The sequence below is a fragment of the Nitrosopumilus sp. S4 genome (assembly GCF_054515835.1).
The window spans coordinates 668,783-684,549 of record NZ_CM137258.1 but is presented as its reverse complement, the minus strand read 5'-3'; the positions used below and the strand labels follow the sequence as shown (position 1 = coordinate 684,549).

Genomic DNA, 15,767 nt, shown 5'->3' with positions numbered 1-15,767 from the left:
TAGATTGAAATTTCGGTTATAATCATTAAAATATCATCTATTTTCAATCCCATTAAATGGTAAAAAAGGACTATCAACAAATTTGTGATGCAATTACAGCAATTAGTCCATTTATTAGATTTGTAGGCGTAATTGGTGAGGATGGAGAGCTATTATCATACACTAGAAGAGCAGATTTACTACCATTACTAAATGCAAAAAATACTCAGTATCAATTTTCACACATTGCAATCAAAACTGATTTGGAGAGCTTTTTCGATAAGAATCTAGGAGAAGTTGAATTTGTCTGGGAAGAAAGAAAGAAAGTTCAGATCATTTCATTTGCCATAAAAAAACTAAGAGTTTGGATATCAATTGATAAAAAAGTAATCAGATCTGAAGTTCTAAGAATTATCGATTCTTGTCTTCCATTGGTTAAAAAATACTCTTAGAAATAGAATCACATTGAAGTGCCCATATTGTGAGATTGATTTGGATGCACTAAGTATGACAGATGGTCTCAAACACATTTTAGAACATAAAAAACAAAATCAAAATTAACTTATTTTAGTAGCTTTTATGAAAAATATGAAAGAGCCAGATGAGCTTGAAAAATTAATTGATGATATTAGTTTTAGAAAAGCTAAGTCTAAAAATTACAAAGATATGAAGATAGAACAGATTAGTCAAGAACTACAAAATGTTATGAAGTTTGAACAAGAATCACTGAAAAAAATTGAGATGTTTGGAAAGATTAAACAAGACGAAGAATTGATTACTTATTTGAAAATGATTTGCAGAAATACAACAGAAAGAGAGATTACTCAAATTCAAGAGATTTATTTACAAAAAATTGATAAAGAATATCTAAGTTCAAAATAAAATTATTCATACAACCAACATCGAACATATCCAGTTTTAGTTTTTAGTTTTGTTGGAAGTGTCTTGCATTTTTCAATTGCTAATGGACATCTATCAATGAAACGGCATTGTGTGGGAGGGTTTAGTAAGCTTGGTGGATTTCCTTTAATGTATTTTGGAGCAGTTCCCTTTAGAGTTGGAATGGATTCTAGCAGTGCTTTAGTGTAAGGATGTTTGGGATTTTTGTAAATCTCTTCAGATGAACCAAATTCGACTATTTGTCCACCATACATTATGCCAATCTTATCGGCAATCTCAGATAAAACTGCCAAATCGTGCGTAATTAGCATAAATGACATGCCAAGTTTTTTGAGATTTTTTAATAAATTAATTATTTGAGCTTGAATCAAGACATCAAGTGCTGTAGTTGGCTCATCAGCAATAACAAATTTTGGTTTCAAAAGTAAAGCCATTGCAATTACGACACGTTGTTTCATTCCACCACTAAGCTCATGAGGGTATTTTTCGAGTATAGATTCATTCAAACTCACTGAATGTATTGAGTCAGATATCATCTTGTCTTTGTCACCTTCAAACTTGTGTTGTTTGATAATTTCCAAAAACTGCTCCTTTATTGTAAATACAGGATCTAAAGAATTCATTGCTCCCTGAAAGATCATTGAAATCTTTTTCCAGCGGTATTTGGAATTAAAATCAGATTCACTTTTCTCCAATATAGATTCACCATCAAAGAGAATCTTACCTGTTGTTTTTCCACCAGACATCATTCTAATTATTGAAAGCCCCAAAGTACTTTTTCCACATGCACTCTCACCTGCAATTCCAATGGATTCACCATCATTGATATCAAATGAGACATCATCAACTGCATAAACAGGTCCTTGTGATGAAGAATATCTAGATGATAGTGAATCAACTGATAATTTCATATTCTTCTAGATCCAAACTAGAATTTCTGTTTTTCACTAAGGGATATAAACAAGATTATTTGAAATAAAAAGTCGATTCAAATGAAACTTCCAATCTGTGGTTTTGATGCAAAAAATGCCGTACTATGTCCAAAGTGTGAGGAAAAGGTAGAAGTAGGAGCACTATCAAAAGCAGACGTTGATGCATCAATAATCCTTGCAAAGATTGCCAAATCAAATAGTGAAATAGAAAATTTTAGCCTATATTCATGCAAAGAGTTTGATGAAAATTTTGTTTTATCGTTAGCAAAAAATGACATTATGATAATTAGACAAAGTCGCACACTCTATCGTACTTTACAAGAGCAATTCAAAGGCAAAATTTGGCTAGTTGAGGCAGATGAGACAGATAAGAAATTCATAGAAGATTTGTTTTTTCCCACAAAAATTCTATCAATTAATTCGGTTTGGGCTCCAGGGGGCGTTCAAAAGACTAAAGCAGTAGTTTCAGGGAAATGGACTCCAAGATTCCCAATTGATACAGAAAAGGTAGTTCAAATTGTAAAAAATGCCCGAAACCTTGACATTGAGATAGAATTTGAGGATAAAAGATAGGAATAAGATTATGGTTTTTGTAAAAACTCACGACATTAATGAACTAACAACAGAATTAATTGGCAAGCAAGTTGTTTTGGGCGGTTGGATTGAGGATCTAAGAAAACTAGGAAAGATGACATTTATCACTTTGAGGGACGTCTCAGGAATTTCTCAAGTAATTGTAAAGGGAGAATTAAATGAGAATTTAGGAGAAATAAATCGCCAAAGCGTTGTGAGTGTAAAGGGAATTGTTCAAGAGACTAAAGCCAGAGACTTTGCATTTGAAATCAAAGCTGAAGAAATTGAAGTTCTAGGAAAAGCAGTTCATCCATTACCAGTCGATCCAATTGGAAGACTGGAGAGTAATATAGACACAAGATTAAATCACAGAGCATTAGATATGAGAAACCAAAAGACAGCATCAATTTTCAAATTAAGACATCATGTATTGCAAATTTTACGAAAGACACTTGCAGATAAAAAATTCATAGAAATTACAACTCCAAAAATTATTGGAAGTGCAAGTGAGGGTGGTGCAAACTTATTCTCATTGGATTACTTTGGGAAAAAGGCGTATCTTGCACAAAGCCCACAACTCTACAAAGAACAAATGACAATAGGACTAGAGAGAGTATTTGAGATTTCAAATTTTTATAGAGCAGAAAACTCTCACACAGGAAGACATCTAAGTGAATTTACTAGTATCGACATTGAAGCGGCATTTATGGACTACAATGATGTCATGGATATTTTAGAATCACTAGTCATGGAAGTTTACAAATTTGTATCAGAGAACTGTAAAGCAGAACAAGATGTAATTGAACACAAAATAGAGATTCCAAAATCACCTTTTGAGAGAATCACGTATAATCAGTGTGTAGAGGAATTAAAAAAAGAAGGAGAGAAGATTGAATTTGGCGATGACTTGCTTGATTCACATTTGAGAATTATTGGAAAAAAACATCCAGGGTTTTTCTTTTTAACTGATTGGCCAATGAAACTAAAACCATTTTACATTCGAGAAAAAGACGAAGACAAAACATTGTCTCGTTCATTTGATTTGCAATACGGATATCTAGAATTATCATCAGGTGGAACTCGACTTCACAATCCTGAAATGCTAAAGGAGAGACTAAAAGAGCAAGGATTAGACCCAAACCAGTTTACTGATCATCTCAAAGCCTTTGATTGGGGAATGCCTCCACATTCAGGTTGGGGTATGGGATTAGATAGGTTAATGACTACACTAATTGGAATTGATAATGTCAGAGAAGTTGTCTTGTATCCAAGAGACCCAGACAGATTAAGTCCATAGTAATTCAGATTTTTATTGCAATAATACTATCAAAAACCATGATTGAAAAAGAAGATGCAAAAAAGGTAGTCGAAGTTATTGGGAATAATCTAATTGGCGTATCTCATGATTCAAACAGTTTTCAAAAGCTTCCAGATTCGTTTTGGGGATATTTTGCAAGAGGTCATGATAAAAAAGGGACATTTGGAGTAATTTTGACATATTCAGAAGACGGTAAAGACGTGGATGAATTAATCAAAATGTACGAAGAGTGGGCAGAGAAGAATAAAACAAAATCAGAATAATTATTTTGTTTCCTTCAAAAGTTTACGATAACCTTGGCATTCCTTACAAATAGGCTTTCCCTTGTATTTTGGATTACCATCAGTGATTTTCAGTGTCCCTTCAGCAATCTTGCAAATACAACAAACTACCATGTATGATAGCAATAAAATGCAATTTATAAAAATTGATAATTATTAAAAATAGATAAATTCAAAGAAGTACAACTAACCCTGGTGTACAAGTGTGATTTTTGTGGATCAGTATTTGGGGATAGAATTTGCTACTTTTGTGAGAAGAATTGCTGTACATCATGCATGGTAGATGATAAAACTCGTTGCAAGAGCTGCTACATTCACAAACGAAAACTAGGATGGAAAAAAATTGTAAAAAAGAACAAAGTGGTTTTAGTTTTCATAGCATTTTTGTGGCTATATGCAGTTTTTCCAGGACCATTAATTCCAGGATTAGACCCAGGATTTTACACCATTTCAATAATTGCAGCAGTGCTTATCATGATTCCAGTAGGATTAGCTTTGTTCTTCTGGTCATTGAATCCACCTACATCAGATATCAAAAAAAGAAAAGACTGAAAACCCTTCAATCAAATTTTTTACACTTTGATTAGTTTAACAAAATAAATAATTATTTTCTATGGATGCAAATTACGAGGCATTTTTGTGGATAGTTCAAAATCAAAAGAAGATTCATGAAGAATACATTGAGAGTATTTCTTAGAGATTATCTGTAAAAAACAGAAAATATACTGTTAAAAAAATTATTGAGGCATAAGAGATGAGATTTTCTATGCCTCTAATTTAGTATTATTTCTTTTTCTTGTCGGTCATTGAAAACAACCTCCGTCGCAGTGGATTGTAATTCTAGAATTTGTACTTTATGAACAAATTGTCTATGATTCTTCAATTCAACTATTGAGATATTCTCTATTTTTACGCAGAAAAGGAGGATACCATTTTTAGAGATGATCTGTAAAAATGGTTTCTCTTTTCCTTCAGAATCTACCTCATCCTTTTTGATCATAGTTAGCCATTTGACAAGTTTTGTTTTGTTATCTTTAGCCAATTTTTGAACTTCAGATTCACCTTTCCCTTTGTGATGTTTTTTTGCATCTTTGACCATGTATTGAAAAAATAACATGAATCTTTTTGCAGAATATTTCCTACCCCTTTGGAATTTGATAAAAAGCTCCAAACATGTCCACATGTTAATCACTGAGCCCGCATATGCTTCAAAAAACATTTTTTGTGGCAAGTAGCCTTTGGACTTTGGAAATCTTCTTGGTGTAGGCTCTCCCAAAGAATCTGCATAGACCGATTTGTAAATCAGTATTCCTATTTGATCATATGTTGATCTGACAGTTTCTACTTTATCTTCAATTGCAGTAAATATACTCAAATCCAGATTGTCCTTTGTCACAAATTGTTTGTATGCATTCACTACACATTTCCTTGCCTCCCGGTGTTTTTCATCATCAAGCATATCAAAAATTCTTGTAATTGTGTTAAACTCTAAATTTTTTTTCTGATAATGCGATGTGACCAATATTGCAAAAACTGAACCCGCTAACCCTGATGCCAATACAGCTAGAATTTGTTGAGTTAGAGGATCTTTGAAAACATCGACAAGAAAATCAACAACCATGTATGAAATTGTGATCATTTACAAAAAAGCATTACGTCAAAACGTCATATTTCTATGTGTAAAACGGGGGGATACTGTTTTTAGAGATGATCTGTAATCTGCTTTGTAAATTCAGTTGTACTCATAGTACCGCCAATATCCTTGGTCTTCATTCCTGATTTTACCAAATCAAAGATTGTTGATTCGAGTTTTTCTCCAACTTCAATGCATTTAGAGTCATTGTTTTTTGTTCCCAACCAATCACACATCATCTTGATTGATAACAAAAATGATGAAGGGTTTGCAATATTTTGTCCGGCAATATCAAATGCAGCACCATGAACAGGTTCAAACAATGCAAAAGAGTCACCAATGTTAGCAGCCGGTGCCATTCCTAATCCACCAACAATCTGTGATGATTCATCAGATAAAATATCACCAAACAAATTTGTTGTAACTATAACATCAAACTGCTCAGGTTGACGAATTAAGTTCATGGCACATGCATCAACATACATCTCCTCAAAAATAATGTCAGAATATTCTTTTGATACTTCATTACATGATTTAGCAAATAACCCATCAGTTACTCGCATAACATTAGATTTATGGACACATGTTACTTTTCTCATTGAATCGCGTTGTTTTGCAGTCTCAAATGCATATTTTGCAATTCTTTTTGAGGCTTTTTCAGAAATTATTCGTAGTGCAACAGCAGAATCTCCAACTGAGAATTCTTTTCCAGTGTAAAGATCTTCAGTATTCTCCCTAACTATCACCATATCAATGTCATCTCTTAATGCAGGCATGTGAGGGTAGGATTTTGCAGGACGAATATTTGCATACAAGTCAAGCATTCTACGCAATACAACAATTACATCAGCAGCTGATTCTCCAACAGGGGCTTTCATGCACGCATCTGATTTCTTTATTGCATCAATGGTTTCACTAGGTAATGCTTTTCCAGTTTCTTTGAGTGCTTTATCTCCAGCAGGTAATTTAGTGACATCAAATTTCAAATCAAGTTTGTCATTAATAGCATTAAGAACAGAAATTGCAGATTCTGATAACTCAGGTCCTATTCCGTCACCAGTAATTAATGAGATTTTATACATACCATTACACCAATCAAAGGGAATTTTAGGATTTAGCTTACCTGCTTTTCTTGTAGCATCTTTTTGAGCATTATTCTGTTAATTGCATCAATTACAGCTTTGACTGATGTTGTAACAATATCCTCACCAACTGATTTTGCTGAGACCTTGTTACCTAATGCATCTTCAACTTTTACAGTAACCTCACATAATGCGCTTGATCCACCTGAAATTGATGCCAACCCATAATCTTTGATTCTGATTTCAGAAATCTTTCCAGTAATTTTTTGAATAGCATTTAATGCTGCATCAACTGGTCCAACACCATAATCAGTTCCAATATGATCCTGACCATCAATGTTTAATTTTACAAATGCATAAGGCATTGTTCCAATTCCTGTTGAAACTGAAAATCCTGTCAACTGTACAATTCTTTTGAGTTCTTTCTCACCTAAGACATCACTTGCAATGGATAACAACTCTACATCTGTGATTTGTTTTCCAGCATCACCTAATACTTTGATTTTCTCCAAGATTTTTTGTGATTGCTCTTCGGTAGGTTTTACACCATACTCTGCAAGCATTGCATTCATTCCATGAACACCAGCATGTTTTCCAACTTGCAACCATCTCTTTCTTCCAACTAATTCAGGGCTAATTGGCTCGTATGTGAGAGGATTACTCAATACACCATGTGTATGAATGCCTGACTCATGTCCAAAAGCATTGGTTCCAACTATTGCCTTGTTAGGCTGAACAATTATTCCAACAGTCTTTGAGATAAATCTAGACGTATCATAAATTAATTCAGATTTGATGTTTGTCTCATATTTTTGCTCAAATGGAAGGCACTTCAATGCCATTGAGAATTCTTCTAATGATGCATTACCAGCTCTCTCACCAATTCCATTGATGGTTACATGTGCACATGATGCGCCAGCTTGAATTCCAGCTAAAGAATTAGCAACTGCTAAACCAAAATCATTATGACAATGAACACTCACTGGAAGGTGCGTAGCTTCTACAGTATCTTTAGTAATTGCTGCCATGTATTCAGGAGTTGAATATCCTACAGTGTCAGGAATATTGACTCTATCAGCTCCTGCCTTTGCAACATCACCAAATACTTTTTTTAAGAATTCTCTATCAGTTCTTGAAGCATCTTCAGCAGAAAATTCTACTTGAAGACCTCGTGATTTTCCATATTCGACTGCCTCAATTGCCTTTTCAAGTGCTTGATCACGTGTCATTTTGAGTTTGTATTCTAAATGGATATCAGAGGTTGCAATGAATGTGTGAATGTAATTAAGTCCAGCATCAACTGCAGCATCAATATCATTTTTGATGGTTCTACATAATCCTGCAATCTCACAAGACAATCCTTCAGAAGTAATCATCTTGACTGCTTTTAATTCACCTTCAGAGATTACAGGAAATCCAGCTTCAATGGCATCAACTCCTAATTCATCAAGTTTTTTTGCAATTGCTAATTTTTGATCTGGGGATAATGACACTCCAATTGTTTGCTCTCCATCTCTTAATGTGGTGTCAAATATTCTAACTTTCATGCTCCGCTCCTTTGCAATGCAGTTACACCAGTTCTTGCAACATCAATTATTCCAAAGGGTTTTGCTAATTCTTCAAATGCCTGAATTTGATCAGGTGTTGCAGTTAACTCTACCATAATGGAATCCTTCTTTACATCATGAACTTTGCCACCGTATGCATTTGCCAATTTGTTAATTTCCATACTATCATTAGCATTACTTAGTTTAATCTTAAAAAGACTAAGTTCACGATATACTGTTTTGTGCTCATCTAAATGCTTGACTTCTACAGTATCAATCATTTTATCGAGTTGTTTTACAATCTGTTCAACTTGTTTTTCATCTCCATATGTGGTGATAGTCATCCTAGAATATTCTGGATTCTCAGTAATCCCTACTGAAATACTATCAATATTGAAATTCCTTGATCTGAAAAGATGAGTTACCTTAAACAAGATACCAGGTTTGTTTTCAACTAAAATAGAAAGAATTGCCCACATTTCAAATCACTATGATGGTAATATCATATCCGATAGAGAAGTTCCAGGAGCTACAAAAGGCAAGACGTCTTCTTCAGGATCAATTGGAATATCAATTACTGTGGCAACATCACTACTTAGTGCAGTCTTTATTGCTTTGTCAAGCTCATCCATTGATTGTGCTCTAAGTCCTTGAGCTCCGTAAGATTCAGCTAATTTAACATAATCAGGACATTTTCCTTGATCAACTCCAATCATCCTTCTATCATAGAAGGTTCTCTGCCATTGAGCTACCATTCCCAATGTAAAGTTGTTTAAGAGAAATACAATCACAGGAATATCTTCTAAAACTGCAGTTGCAAGTGAATTTTCAGTCATGCTAAAGCTTCCATCACCTGCAATATCTACAACAGGAACATCAGGTTTAGCTACTTTGGCACCAATGGCAGCTGGAAATCCCCAACCCATTGTTCCAAGACCAGTGGAGCTAAAGAAAGTTCCAGGTTGAATTACATCATAAAATAACGATGCCCACATTTGATGTTGTCCTACTTCAGTAGTAACAATAGATTCTTTTGGTAATAATTCTCTGAGTTTTCTTAAAATTTTTGCAGCACCCATTTCTCCTGGATGGAGTTTCAAGTTTTCTTTCCAGTAGGATTTAGTTTCCTTTACATGCTTTATCCATGTAGTTTCTTCTGTTTTCTTTATTGCACGTTGTAAAAGCAATTTGACCATGATTCTAAGTGAAGCTCTAACATCACCAACTACTGCAACTGACGTTGTTTGGTTTTTACCAATTTCAGCAGGGTCTACATCCATATGAATAATTTTTAATCTCTTCTCAAATGCTTCGAATGTTCCAACAGACCTATCTGAGAATCTAGTACCAATGGCTAAAACACAATCAGCTTCGGCCATCATTTTATTTGCCTCTGCATGTCCATGCATTCCAATTGGTCCTAATGACAAGGGATGATTTTCAGGGAATGCTCCCTTGCCTTTGAATGTTGTAACTACTGGAAGCATCAATGTTTCAGCAATTGCTTGCAATTCTGCAAATGCTGATGAAATAATTGCACCGCCACCAGCTAAGATAATTGGTTTTTCTGAATTAAGTAACATATCGATTGCTTTTTCAACTGCAACAATATCAGGATCAGTCCATGGATGATAACCTTGAATTTTAAATTCATCAGGAAATATCATCTGTGCTTCATTTTGTTGCACATCTTTTGGAACATCAATTAATACGGGTCCAGGTCTTCCGGTTTCTGCAATGTAGAATCCTTTTCTAACTGCCATTGGAACTTCTTCGGCACTCCTTGGTTGAAATGCATATTTTACAACAGGATTTGCCATTCCAATAATATCACTCTCTTGGAAAGCATCTCGTCCAATCATTGCAACTGGAACTTGGCCAGTTACTGCGATCATAGGAGCTGAATCAGCTTGAGCAGTTGCAATTCCAGTCAAGATGTTAGTTGCACCAGGACCTGAAGTTGCAAAACAAACACCAGGTTTTCGGCTTACTCTACCAAAACCATCTGCCATATGTGCTGCAGATTGCTCATGTCTAACCAAAATGTGTCTAATGTCACATCTGGCAAATTCATCATACATTGGAAGATTTGCACCTCCCGGTAAACCAAATACTTGTTTGACGCCTTCTTTTTCCATAGCCGTCATCAAAGCCTTTGCACCTGTCATAGTTTCCATTTTATTCATCAAATCAATCGCCATAATTTTAATGTGTTAAAATTAAGCACACTTTACAACAGAACATCAACTAACAATTCTTTGTCAAGTTGTCCTGTAATTATTGTACTCATTGAAATCAAAAAAGCAACCATTTGATAATTAATAAAGATTATCAGAGAAATAATCGGGATTTTAGTCATTTTTTTCATAAGACTTAAACTGAGAATTTTCATATTTGAAACGAGTGTTTTGACAGATAATGAAGAAATAATTAGAATTATTGAAACACTCTTTGAAGCAGGAATATCAAAGGATTTGTCTGTTCTAAAGGACATACACCTGGATGACTCAAAATTTTCGAGTTTTAGTGATTTGCCACCTTATGATCTTAAAGACTACAAAACTACACTTGAGCTAGAAGAATTAAGATTTGTTAGCATATCTGATTATTCTTATGAGATTAAAAATCCAAAGATTAGTGTTTTTGGAGACACAGCAGTTGTTGCATTAGAATTAATTCAAAAAGGAATGCTAGTAGATAACAAAGCATACACAGGTGAACATATGATCATTAATGGTCGTGCAACATTTGTTTTAGTGAAGCAACCTACATGGAAAATTGCACACATTCATCTATCAAAAATCTAGATAGTAATTCTAGTTTTTAGGTTTGTTTTGTGGTTTGTTTGATTTGTTTTGATTAGGTTTGTTTTGTGGTTTGTTTGATTTGTTTTGATTAGGTTTGTTTTGTGGTTTGTTTGATTTGTTTTGATTAGGTTTGTTTTGTGGTTTGTTTGATTTGTTTTGATTAGGTTTGTTTTGTGGTTTGTTTGATTTGTTTTGATTAGGTTTGTTTTGTGGTTTGTTTGATTTGTTTTTGAAATTCTTATTTTTAGATTTGAATTGGGATTCTTCATTAACAAATTTTTTGTATAAATTAAAAGCTTGATCGACATCCATATTTCCATGGACAATAGAACGTACTGCTCTAATCATAGCAACTGGATGTTCTGATTGCCAAATGTTTCGCCCCATATCAACACCGACGGCTCCACCTTTGATTGAATTATACGTTAATTGTAATGCATCTCGTTCAGGAATCTTCTTTCCACCTGCAACAATAATTGGGACAGGGCATGATTGGACAACTTTTTCAAAATTTTCACAGTAGTATGTTTTGACTATATGTGCACCCTGCTCAGCTGCAATTCTACAAGCCAATGAAAGATAACGTGCATCTTTGCCTAACTCTTTTCCAACTGCAGTAACTGCTAAGACCGGAATTCCATATTTGTTAGCCTCGTTTACTAATTTTCCAAGATTAACAATAGTTTGATACTCATATTTTGAGCCAACAAAAATAGACATTGCCAATGCACTTGCATTAAGTCGGATTGCATCTTGAATTGACACAGTAATATCTTCTTGAGACAAATCATCACCAATAATACTAGAACCACCAGAAACTCTCAAAACCATTGGAGTACTAGTTGTTGCAGGAACACTAGTTCTTTGAACACCACGTGTAAGCATCAAAGAATCACAGTGTTTCAGTAATGGTCCGATTACTTTTTTTGGATTTTCTAATTTTTCAGTAGGACCTAGAAAATATCCATGATCAACTGCAAGCATTAAAGCTCGATTATTTTGTGGTTTTATGATACTTGCAAGTCTATTTTCTAATCCCCATTCCATATCTCTTCGATTTTGAAAGAATAGAAATACCTTTCTTAAGCCTTTTTATTTTGTGATAATTATTTTCATTGCATTATCACCTGTGCGTGCATGATCAAATGCTTTTTGTGAATCTACAATATTGTAAGTATGAGTGATTAGTTGTTTTACATCTATCTGAGAACTCTCAATTAGTTCCAGTGCTGATTTTGTGTCTTGATCTGAAGCAGCATAGCTTGTTACAAGTGTTATTTCTTTTGAATAAATTTTGCTCATATCAAGTTCTAATGTTGCGCCTTTTGATGGAACACCAAACATCATAATTGCTCCACCTTTTCTAACAATATCAATAGCGTCATCTAAGGCTTTAAGACTACTAGTTGCAACGATAGCCACATCGACTCCTCGACCATCTGTTTGTTCTAGTATCTTTTGTTTTCTCGAATCATCTTTTGAATTAATAGAATCAGTAATATTGAATTTTTTAGTAAAATTAAGCCTAAACTCGTTAACATCCAAACAGAATATTTTTGAAAATTTCTTTGCATGTGCCAACATTACATGCATCATACCTGTTGGACCTACACCAAAAATAGCAATGGTGTCATTTGGTTGGTAAGAAAATTTTGTCCAAGCACGAACACAGCATGCCAATGGTTCAATCATTGCAGCTTCTTGAAAACTTAACGAGTCTGAAATTTTTAAAACTCCACCATGAGAGACATTCCATGCCGGAACTACATATTCTTCGGATAATCCGCAAGGAGAAAGATTTGTTTCATAATATTTCTTACACATAGTTTCATTCCCATGTTTACAAAAATGACAATCATAACATGGAACATGATGATGAGTAAATACTCTATCACCTTTTTTGAATTCAGTGACATCAGAACCAACCTCTAGTACAACACCTGCAGGCTCATGTCCTAATCGCATTGATGGTTGCCCATATTGTCCAAACACTTTTTCTAAATCAGAACCACAAATACCACAAGCTTGCATTTGAACTAAAATATCACCAGACTCTAAAACAGGTTTTTCTGTTTCATCAATTGAAATTTTTGATGGCTCTTTAACAAACGCTGTTTTCATGGAATGACAATAAATTATTGATTATAAGTAGATTAAAGCAATCAGACGCCAAGAATCTTCTTGAGCATTAATCTATAATCAACTTCAGTTTTTTCACTTCCAGTAGCAGGTAGTGCAAAAACCAGAGTGGATTTTTCTGCTCTAAGTTCTGTCAATTCATCATTAATGGATTCTGTAATATCATCACTAACCAAAACCAAGCCAACATCAGAATCATCAGTTAATTTTCGAATTTCATCAAGGGCTTTTTGTGGAGTTTCAGAAATTACACCTGGAACTCCAGCTAATTGAAAACTAGTTACAAAGGATTTGCTGCCAACAGTGAAGATTTTCACAGTTAAAAATTTCCTACATTCTAATTTAACCCTTTTTGGCAGGTATTTAGCAAGAAAGATTGATTTACTCAAAAAAATCAGTGAATTTATGGCAGAAATTGACACTCAGAAAGATATCTATCTATTTCTTCATGGAAGAATGGATCTAAAAGAAAAGGCAACAAATGCACTAACTTCAAATGGATTTTCTAGTGAAAAAATCATCATGGCATTACCTAGCAAAGTAGGAAATGTCGGAGATTATATGGCAATGCTATGGATGCCGCCAAATCCAGATCATATAAAAATTCAACAAATTACAAAAGTTGAACAAGTTGAACCAGAAGGAATGATCGGACTTTGGAAAGGTGTTTCAAAAGACGATATTGACACAGTTCAACTTTAAGAACTAACTAAACCCAGCACCAAATTCGGTTCCTTTGTCTAATAGATCACCAGAATCAGAACTTTTTAATTTTCTAAACAACAAAGTTTCGTAGACTAGCTTCATTGCGTCCTCATCATCTACATTACAATCTTCTTTGATTAGATTTTTGTATTTTTCTAGTTTTTCAGCATCCTGTTCATCAGGGGAGATATTATCATGGACCATAAGATTTGCAATTTTTTCTATTTCAGAATTTTGTTGCTCATCATCCATAATTTTTGATATTGTTTCTAGTTATTAATACATTCGAATAATTTACTACAAATCAGAAATTAATCCCGAAATAAAATCAGAAAACTCTTCATCAGAGAAAATAATTTCCTCAGTTTGATTTTGACTCTCTGCTAGCTTTGCAGATTCTAAATGATAGCAAGTTTTTTTCCCATTAATTACTCCAAAATAGAATCCAGGGCATGAACAAAAATCATTATCAGGATCAATCCAGTGCTCTTCCCCTCTACCAACTACTGTCCAAATTTTTCGTTGACTAGGCTCAAAAGTATGGATTTTTACACGCTTTTCAGATACTATAGATTCTAATCTATCAGAATCTTTGTTCATAAGGATTTAATCAGATATCTTTAGTATAACTTTGATGTTGCACTCAAGAATCATACCATCAAAGCCCGCATTAATTTTGGAGGGGGAAAAAAAGAATCTAGTCATCACAGACATCCATATTGGATTTGAGAGTAGTATGGCATCAAATGAAATTTTCATTGGTAAAAACTCTACAATTAAAGAAACAATCAATGAGATTTCAGAAATAATCGATGATGAAAAACCAGATTCTATAATTTTACTAGGAGATGTAAAATCAAGTGTAAAAAATATTTCAAGAAATGAATGGGATGAAGTTCCAATGTTTTTCAAAGAGATTAGCAAAAAATGCGATGTAGTACTAATTCCAGGAAATCATGATGCCAATATTCAAAGATTAGTTCCAGATAATATTTCCATGATTAGCTCCACGGGAATGGTAGAAGAGAATATTTTGTTAACACATGGTCATACAATGCCTTCAGAGAATTTTTCTCATGTTGATAAAATCATAATGGGTCATTTGCATCCTGTATTTTTTCAGGAAGACTCTGTAATGAATGGTCAAAGAGTATGGCTTACTATAAAAACTGAAAAAGAGAAAATATTTCCAAATAAATCTGGAGAATTAGAAATTACAATTATTCCATCATTTAACAAGTATTTTTATGCTACACATAGAAAAAAATACAAAAAATCCATTTCGCCAATCATAGACAGAATCAAAACATCATCATCTGCAAAAATAATCACATTAGATGGATCAATTATTGGAAATGAATCAATGATGGAAAATGTAATCTAATTTGTTTTTGTAACAAAGGTACCTTTATGAGCACAGTTAGGACATCTTTGTGATTTTGACCATACTTTTACAGTATCAGAATAAACAACTTGAATTTCATAGGAATAGCCACAATTACTGCAAGAAACATTTGCAGGGTATGTGTTTTGGTTCCAATCATCACTAGGAGTTCTTGTAAATTTTTCAAGTAAGGAGCGTCCTTTCTCAGAAATTCTATAGAGGGTTAAATCGTGAAATCCAGGTTTGTCATCAAAAGGAATTCGTTGCACTAGACCATTTTCATCAAGAAAAACCAAAATATCTTTTAATTTGAATTCAGGGATTTTTATTTTTACAAAATTCTTCTTGACATTATTTTTCAGATATACAAATCTAATTCCATCGTTATCAAATTTTTCAATTCTACTTAGAACCTCATCAAGTTCATCATCGGAGAATTTTTTTGCCATATTTTTATTGAGGATAGAAGTCTTTATGTTTTTTAAAA

General features: G+C 33.7%; 22 protein-coding genes. 9 read left to right on the top strand and 13 right to left on the bottom strand.

Annotated elements, in window-relative coordinates; all coding sequences use genetic code 11:
• The first annotated feature begins 56 nt into the window (after positions 1 to 56).
• Together ACX119_RS03740 and ACX119_RS03735 are read left to right on the top strand one after the other, a co-directional pair.
• A complete protein-coding gene (locus ACX119_RS03740; RefSeq protein ID WP_459351791.1) occupies positions 57 to 431 on the top strand; it encodes a DUF6659 family protein in 375 nt (124 codons plus the stop codon).
• Between the two features lie 127 nt (positions 432 to 558).
• Positions 559 to 861, top strand: coding sequence for a hypothetical protein (locus ACX119_RS03735; protein ID WP_459351790.1), 303 nt, complete (start codon positions 559 to 561; stop codon positions 859 to 861).
• 2 nt (positions 862 to 863) lie between these two features.
• Here ACX119_RS03735 and ACX119_RS03730 read toward each other — a convergent pair whose 3' ends face one another.
• Entirely contained in the window at positions 864 to 1,790 is a 927-nt protein-coding gene (locus tag ACX119_RS03730) for an ABC transporter ATP-binding protein (protein ID WP_459351789.1), read from the bottom strand.
• A gap of 81 nt (positions 1,791 to 1,871) precedes the next feature.
• Between ACX119_RS03730 and ACX119_RS03725 the strand changes: the two genes are divergently transcribed.
• From ACX119_RS03725 to ACX119_RS03715, 3 genes are read left to right on the top strand one after another with little or no spacing between them, the layout of a single operon-like run.
• A complete protein-coding gene (locus ACX119_RS03725) occupies positions 1,872 to 2,384 on the top strand; it encodes a transcription elongation factor NusA (protein ID WP_459351788.1) in 513 nt (170 codons plus the stop codon).
• 10 nt (positions 2,385 to 2,394) lie between these two features.
• Positions 2,395 to 3,681: an aspartate--tRNA(Asn) ligase gene (gene aspS / locus ACX119_RS03720; protein ID WP_459351787.1), complete on the top strand. Its 1,287-nt coding sequence runs from the start codon at positions 2,395 to 2,397 to the stop codon at positions 3,679 to 3,681.
• 38 nt (positions 3,682 to 3,719) lie between these two features.
• Positions 3,720 to 3,965 carry a hypothetical protein gene (locus ACX119_RS03715; protein WP_459351786.1) on the top strand — a complete coding sequence of 82 codons (246 nt, stop codon included), beginning with the start codon at positions 3,720 to 3,722 and terminating at the stop codon, positions 3,963 to 3,965.
• Here the strand turns inward: ACX119_RS03715 and ACX119_RS03710 are convergent, their stop codons facing one another.
• Complete coding sequence (locus ACX119_RS03710) at positions 3,966 to 4,097, bottom strand: hypothetical protein (RefSeq protein WP_297592707.1); 132 nt, start codon at positions 4,095 to 4,097, stop codon at positions 3,966 to 3,968.
• 162 nt (positions 4,098 to 4,259) lie between these two features.
• On the opposite strand from ACX119_RS03710, the gene ACX119_RS03705 reads away from it, so the two are divergent.
• Positions 4,260 to 4,535 carry a hypothetical protein gene (locus ACX119_RS03705; protein WP_459351785.1) on the top strand — a complete coding sequence of 92 codons (276 nt, stop codon included), beginning with the start codon at positions 4,260 to 4,262 and terminating at the stop codon, positions 4,533 to 4,535.
• Positions 4,536 to 4,755: 220 nt separating this feature from the next.
• Here ACX119_RS03705 and ACX119_RS03700 read toward each other — a convergent pair whose 3' ends face one another.
• The 5 genes from ACX119_RS03700 to ilvB form a co-directional block, all read right to left on the bottom strand.
• A complete protein-coding gene (locus ACX119_RS03700) occupies positions 4,756 to 5,604 on the bottom strand; it encodes a hypothetical protein (protein ID WP_459351784.1) in 849 nt (282 codons plus the stop codon).
• 80 nt (positions 5,605 to 5,684) lie between these two features.
• Positions 5,685 to 6,698, bottom strand: a complete 1,014-nt coding sequence (locus ACX119_RS03695) for an isocitrate/isopropylmalate dehydrogenase family protein (protein ID WP_459351783.1) — start codon at positions 6,696 to 6,698, stop codon at positions 5,685 to 5,687.
• Between the two features lie 32 nt (positions 6,699 to 6,730).
• The gene (locus ACX119_RS03690) at positions 6,731 to 8,245 is read right to left on the bottom strand and encodes a 2-isopropylmalate synthase (protein ID WP_459351782.1); all 1,515 of its coding nucleotides are present in this window, start codon (positions 8,243 to 8,245) and stop codon (positions 6,731 to 6,733) included.
• A complete protein-coding gene (gene ilvN / locus ACX119_RS03685) occupies positions 8,242 to 8,724 on the bottom strand; it encodes an acetolactate synthase small subunit (protein ID WP_459351781.1) in 483 nt (160 codons plus the stop codon). Before ilvN ends, ACX119_RS03690 begins: the two co-directional genes overlap by 4 nt.
• A gap of 9 nt (positions 8,725 to 8,733) precedes the next feature.
• The gene (ilvB, locus tag ACX119_RS03680) at positions 8,734 to 10,431 is read right to left on the bottom strand and encodes a biosynthetic-type acetolactate synthase large subunit (RefSeq protein ID WP_459351780.1); all 1,698 of its coding nucleotides are present in this window, start codon (positions 10,429 to 10,431) and stop codon (positions 8,734 to 8,736) included.
• Between the two features lie 222 nt (positions 10,432 to 10,653).
• Here ilvB and ACX119_RS03675 point away from each other — a divergent pair, with 222 nt between their 5' ends.
• The gene (locus ACX119_RS03675) at positions 10,654 to 11,052 is read left to right on the top strand and encodes a YybH family protein (protein ID WP_459351779.1); all 399 of its coding nucleotides are present in this window, start codon (positions 10,654 to 10,656) and stop codon (positions 11,050 to 11,052) included.
• A 9-nt stretch (positions 11,053 to 11,061) separates the two neighbouring features.
• Here ACX119_RS03675 and lsrF read toward each other — a convergent pair whose 3' ends face one another.
• Genes lsrF through ACX119_RS03660 form a run of 3 tightly spaced genes read right to left on the bottom strand, consistent with a single transcriptional unit; the run spans position 11,062 to position 13,508 of the window.
• Positions 11,062 to 12,099: a 3-hydroxy-5-phosphonooxypentane-2,4-dione thiolase gene (gene lsrF / locus ACX119_RS03670; protein WP_459351778.1), complete on the bottom strand. Its 1,038-nt coding sequence runs from the start codon at positions 12,097 to 12,099 to the stop codon at positions 11,062 to 11,064.
• A gap of 45 nt (positions 12,100 to 12,144) precedes the next feature.
• Positions 12,145 to 13,173 (bottom strand): zinc-dependent dehydrogenase, encoded by a 1,029-nt coding sequence (locus ACX119_RS03665; protein WP_459351777.1) that lies wholly within the window; start codon positions 13,171 to 13,173, stop codon positions 12,145 to 12,147.
• Positions 13,174 to 13,214: 41 nt separating this feature from the next.
• Entirely contained in the window at positions 13,215 to 13,508 is a 294-nt protein-coding gene (locus ACX119_RS03660) for a V-type ATP synthase subunit F (RefSeq protein ID WP_297592721.1), read from the bottom strand.
• 88 nt (positions 13,509 to 13,596) lie between these two features.
• Here ACX119_RS03660 and ACX119_RS03655 point away from each other — a divergent pair, with 88 nt between their 5' ends.
• Positions 13,597 to 13,893: a hypothetical protein gene (locus ACX119_RS03655; RefSeq protein WP_459351776.1), complete on the top strand. Its 297-nt coding sequence runs from the start codon at positions 13,597 to 13,599 to the stop codon at positions 13,891 to 13,893.
• Positions 13,894 to 13,896: 3 nt separating this feature from the next.
• Here the strand turns inward: ACX119_RS03655 and ACX119_RS03650 are convergent, their stop codons facing one another.
• Both ACX119_RS03650 and ACX119_RS03645 read right to left on the bottom strand, forming a co-directional pair.
• Positions 13,897 to 14,148, bottom strand: coding sequence for a hypothetical protein (locus tag ACX119_RS03650; protein ID WP_459351775.1), 252 nt, complete (start codon positions 14,146 to 14,148; stop codon positions 13,897 to 13,899).
• 45 nt (positions 14,149 to 14,193) lie between these two features.
• Positions 14,194 to 14,496, bottom strand: a complete 303-nt coding sequence (locus tag ACX119_RS03645; protein ID WP_459351774.1) for a hypothetical protein — start codon at positions 14,494 to 14,496, stop codon at positions 14,194 to 14,196.
• Positions 14,497 to 14,530: 34 nt separating this feature from the next.
• Between ACX119_RS03645 and ACX119_RS03640 the strand changes: the two genes are divergently transcribed.
• Positions 14,531 to 15,280: a metallophosphoesterase gene (locus tag ACX119_RS03640; RefSeq protein ID WP_459351773.1), complete on the top strand. Its 750-nt coding sequence runs from the start codon at positions 14,531 to 14,533 to the stop codon at positions 15,278 to 15,280.
• Here ACX119_RS03640 and ACX119_RS03635 read toward each other — a convergent pair.
• Positions 15,277 to 15,729: a hypothetical protein gene (locus ACX119_RS03635; protein WP_459351772.1), complete on the bottom strand. Its 453-nt coding sequence runs from the start codon at positions 15,727 to 15,729 to the stop codon at positions 15,277 to 15,279. The genes ACX119_RS03640 and ACX119_RS03635 overlap by 4 nt on opposite strands.
• Positions 15,730 to 15,767 lie beyond the last annotated feature (38 nt).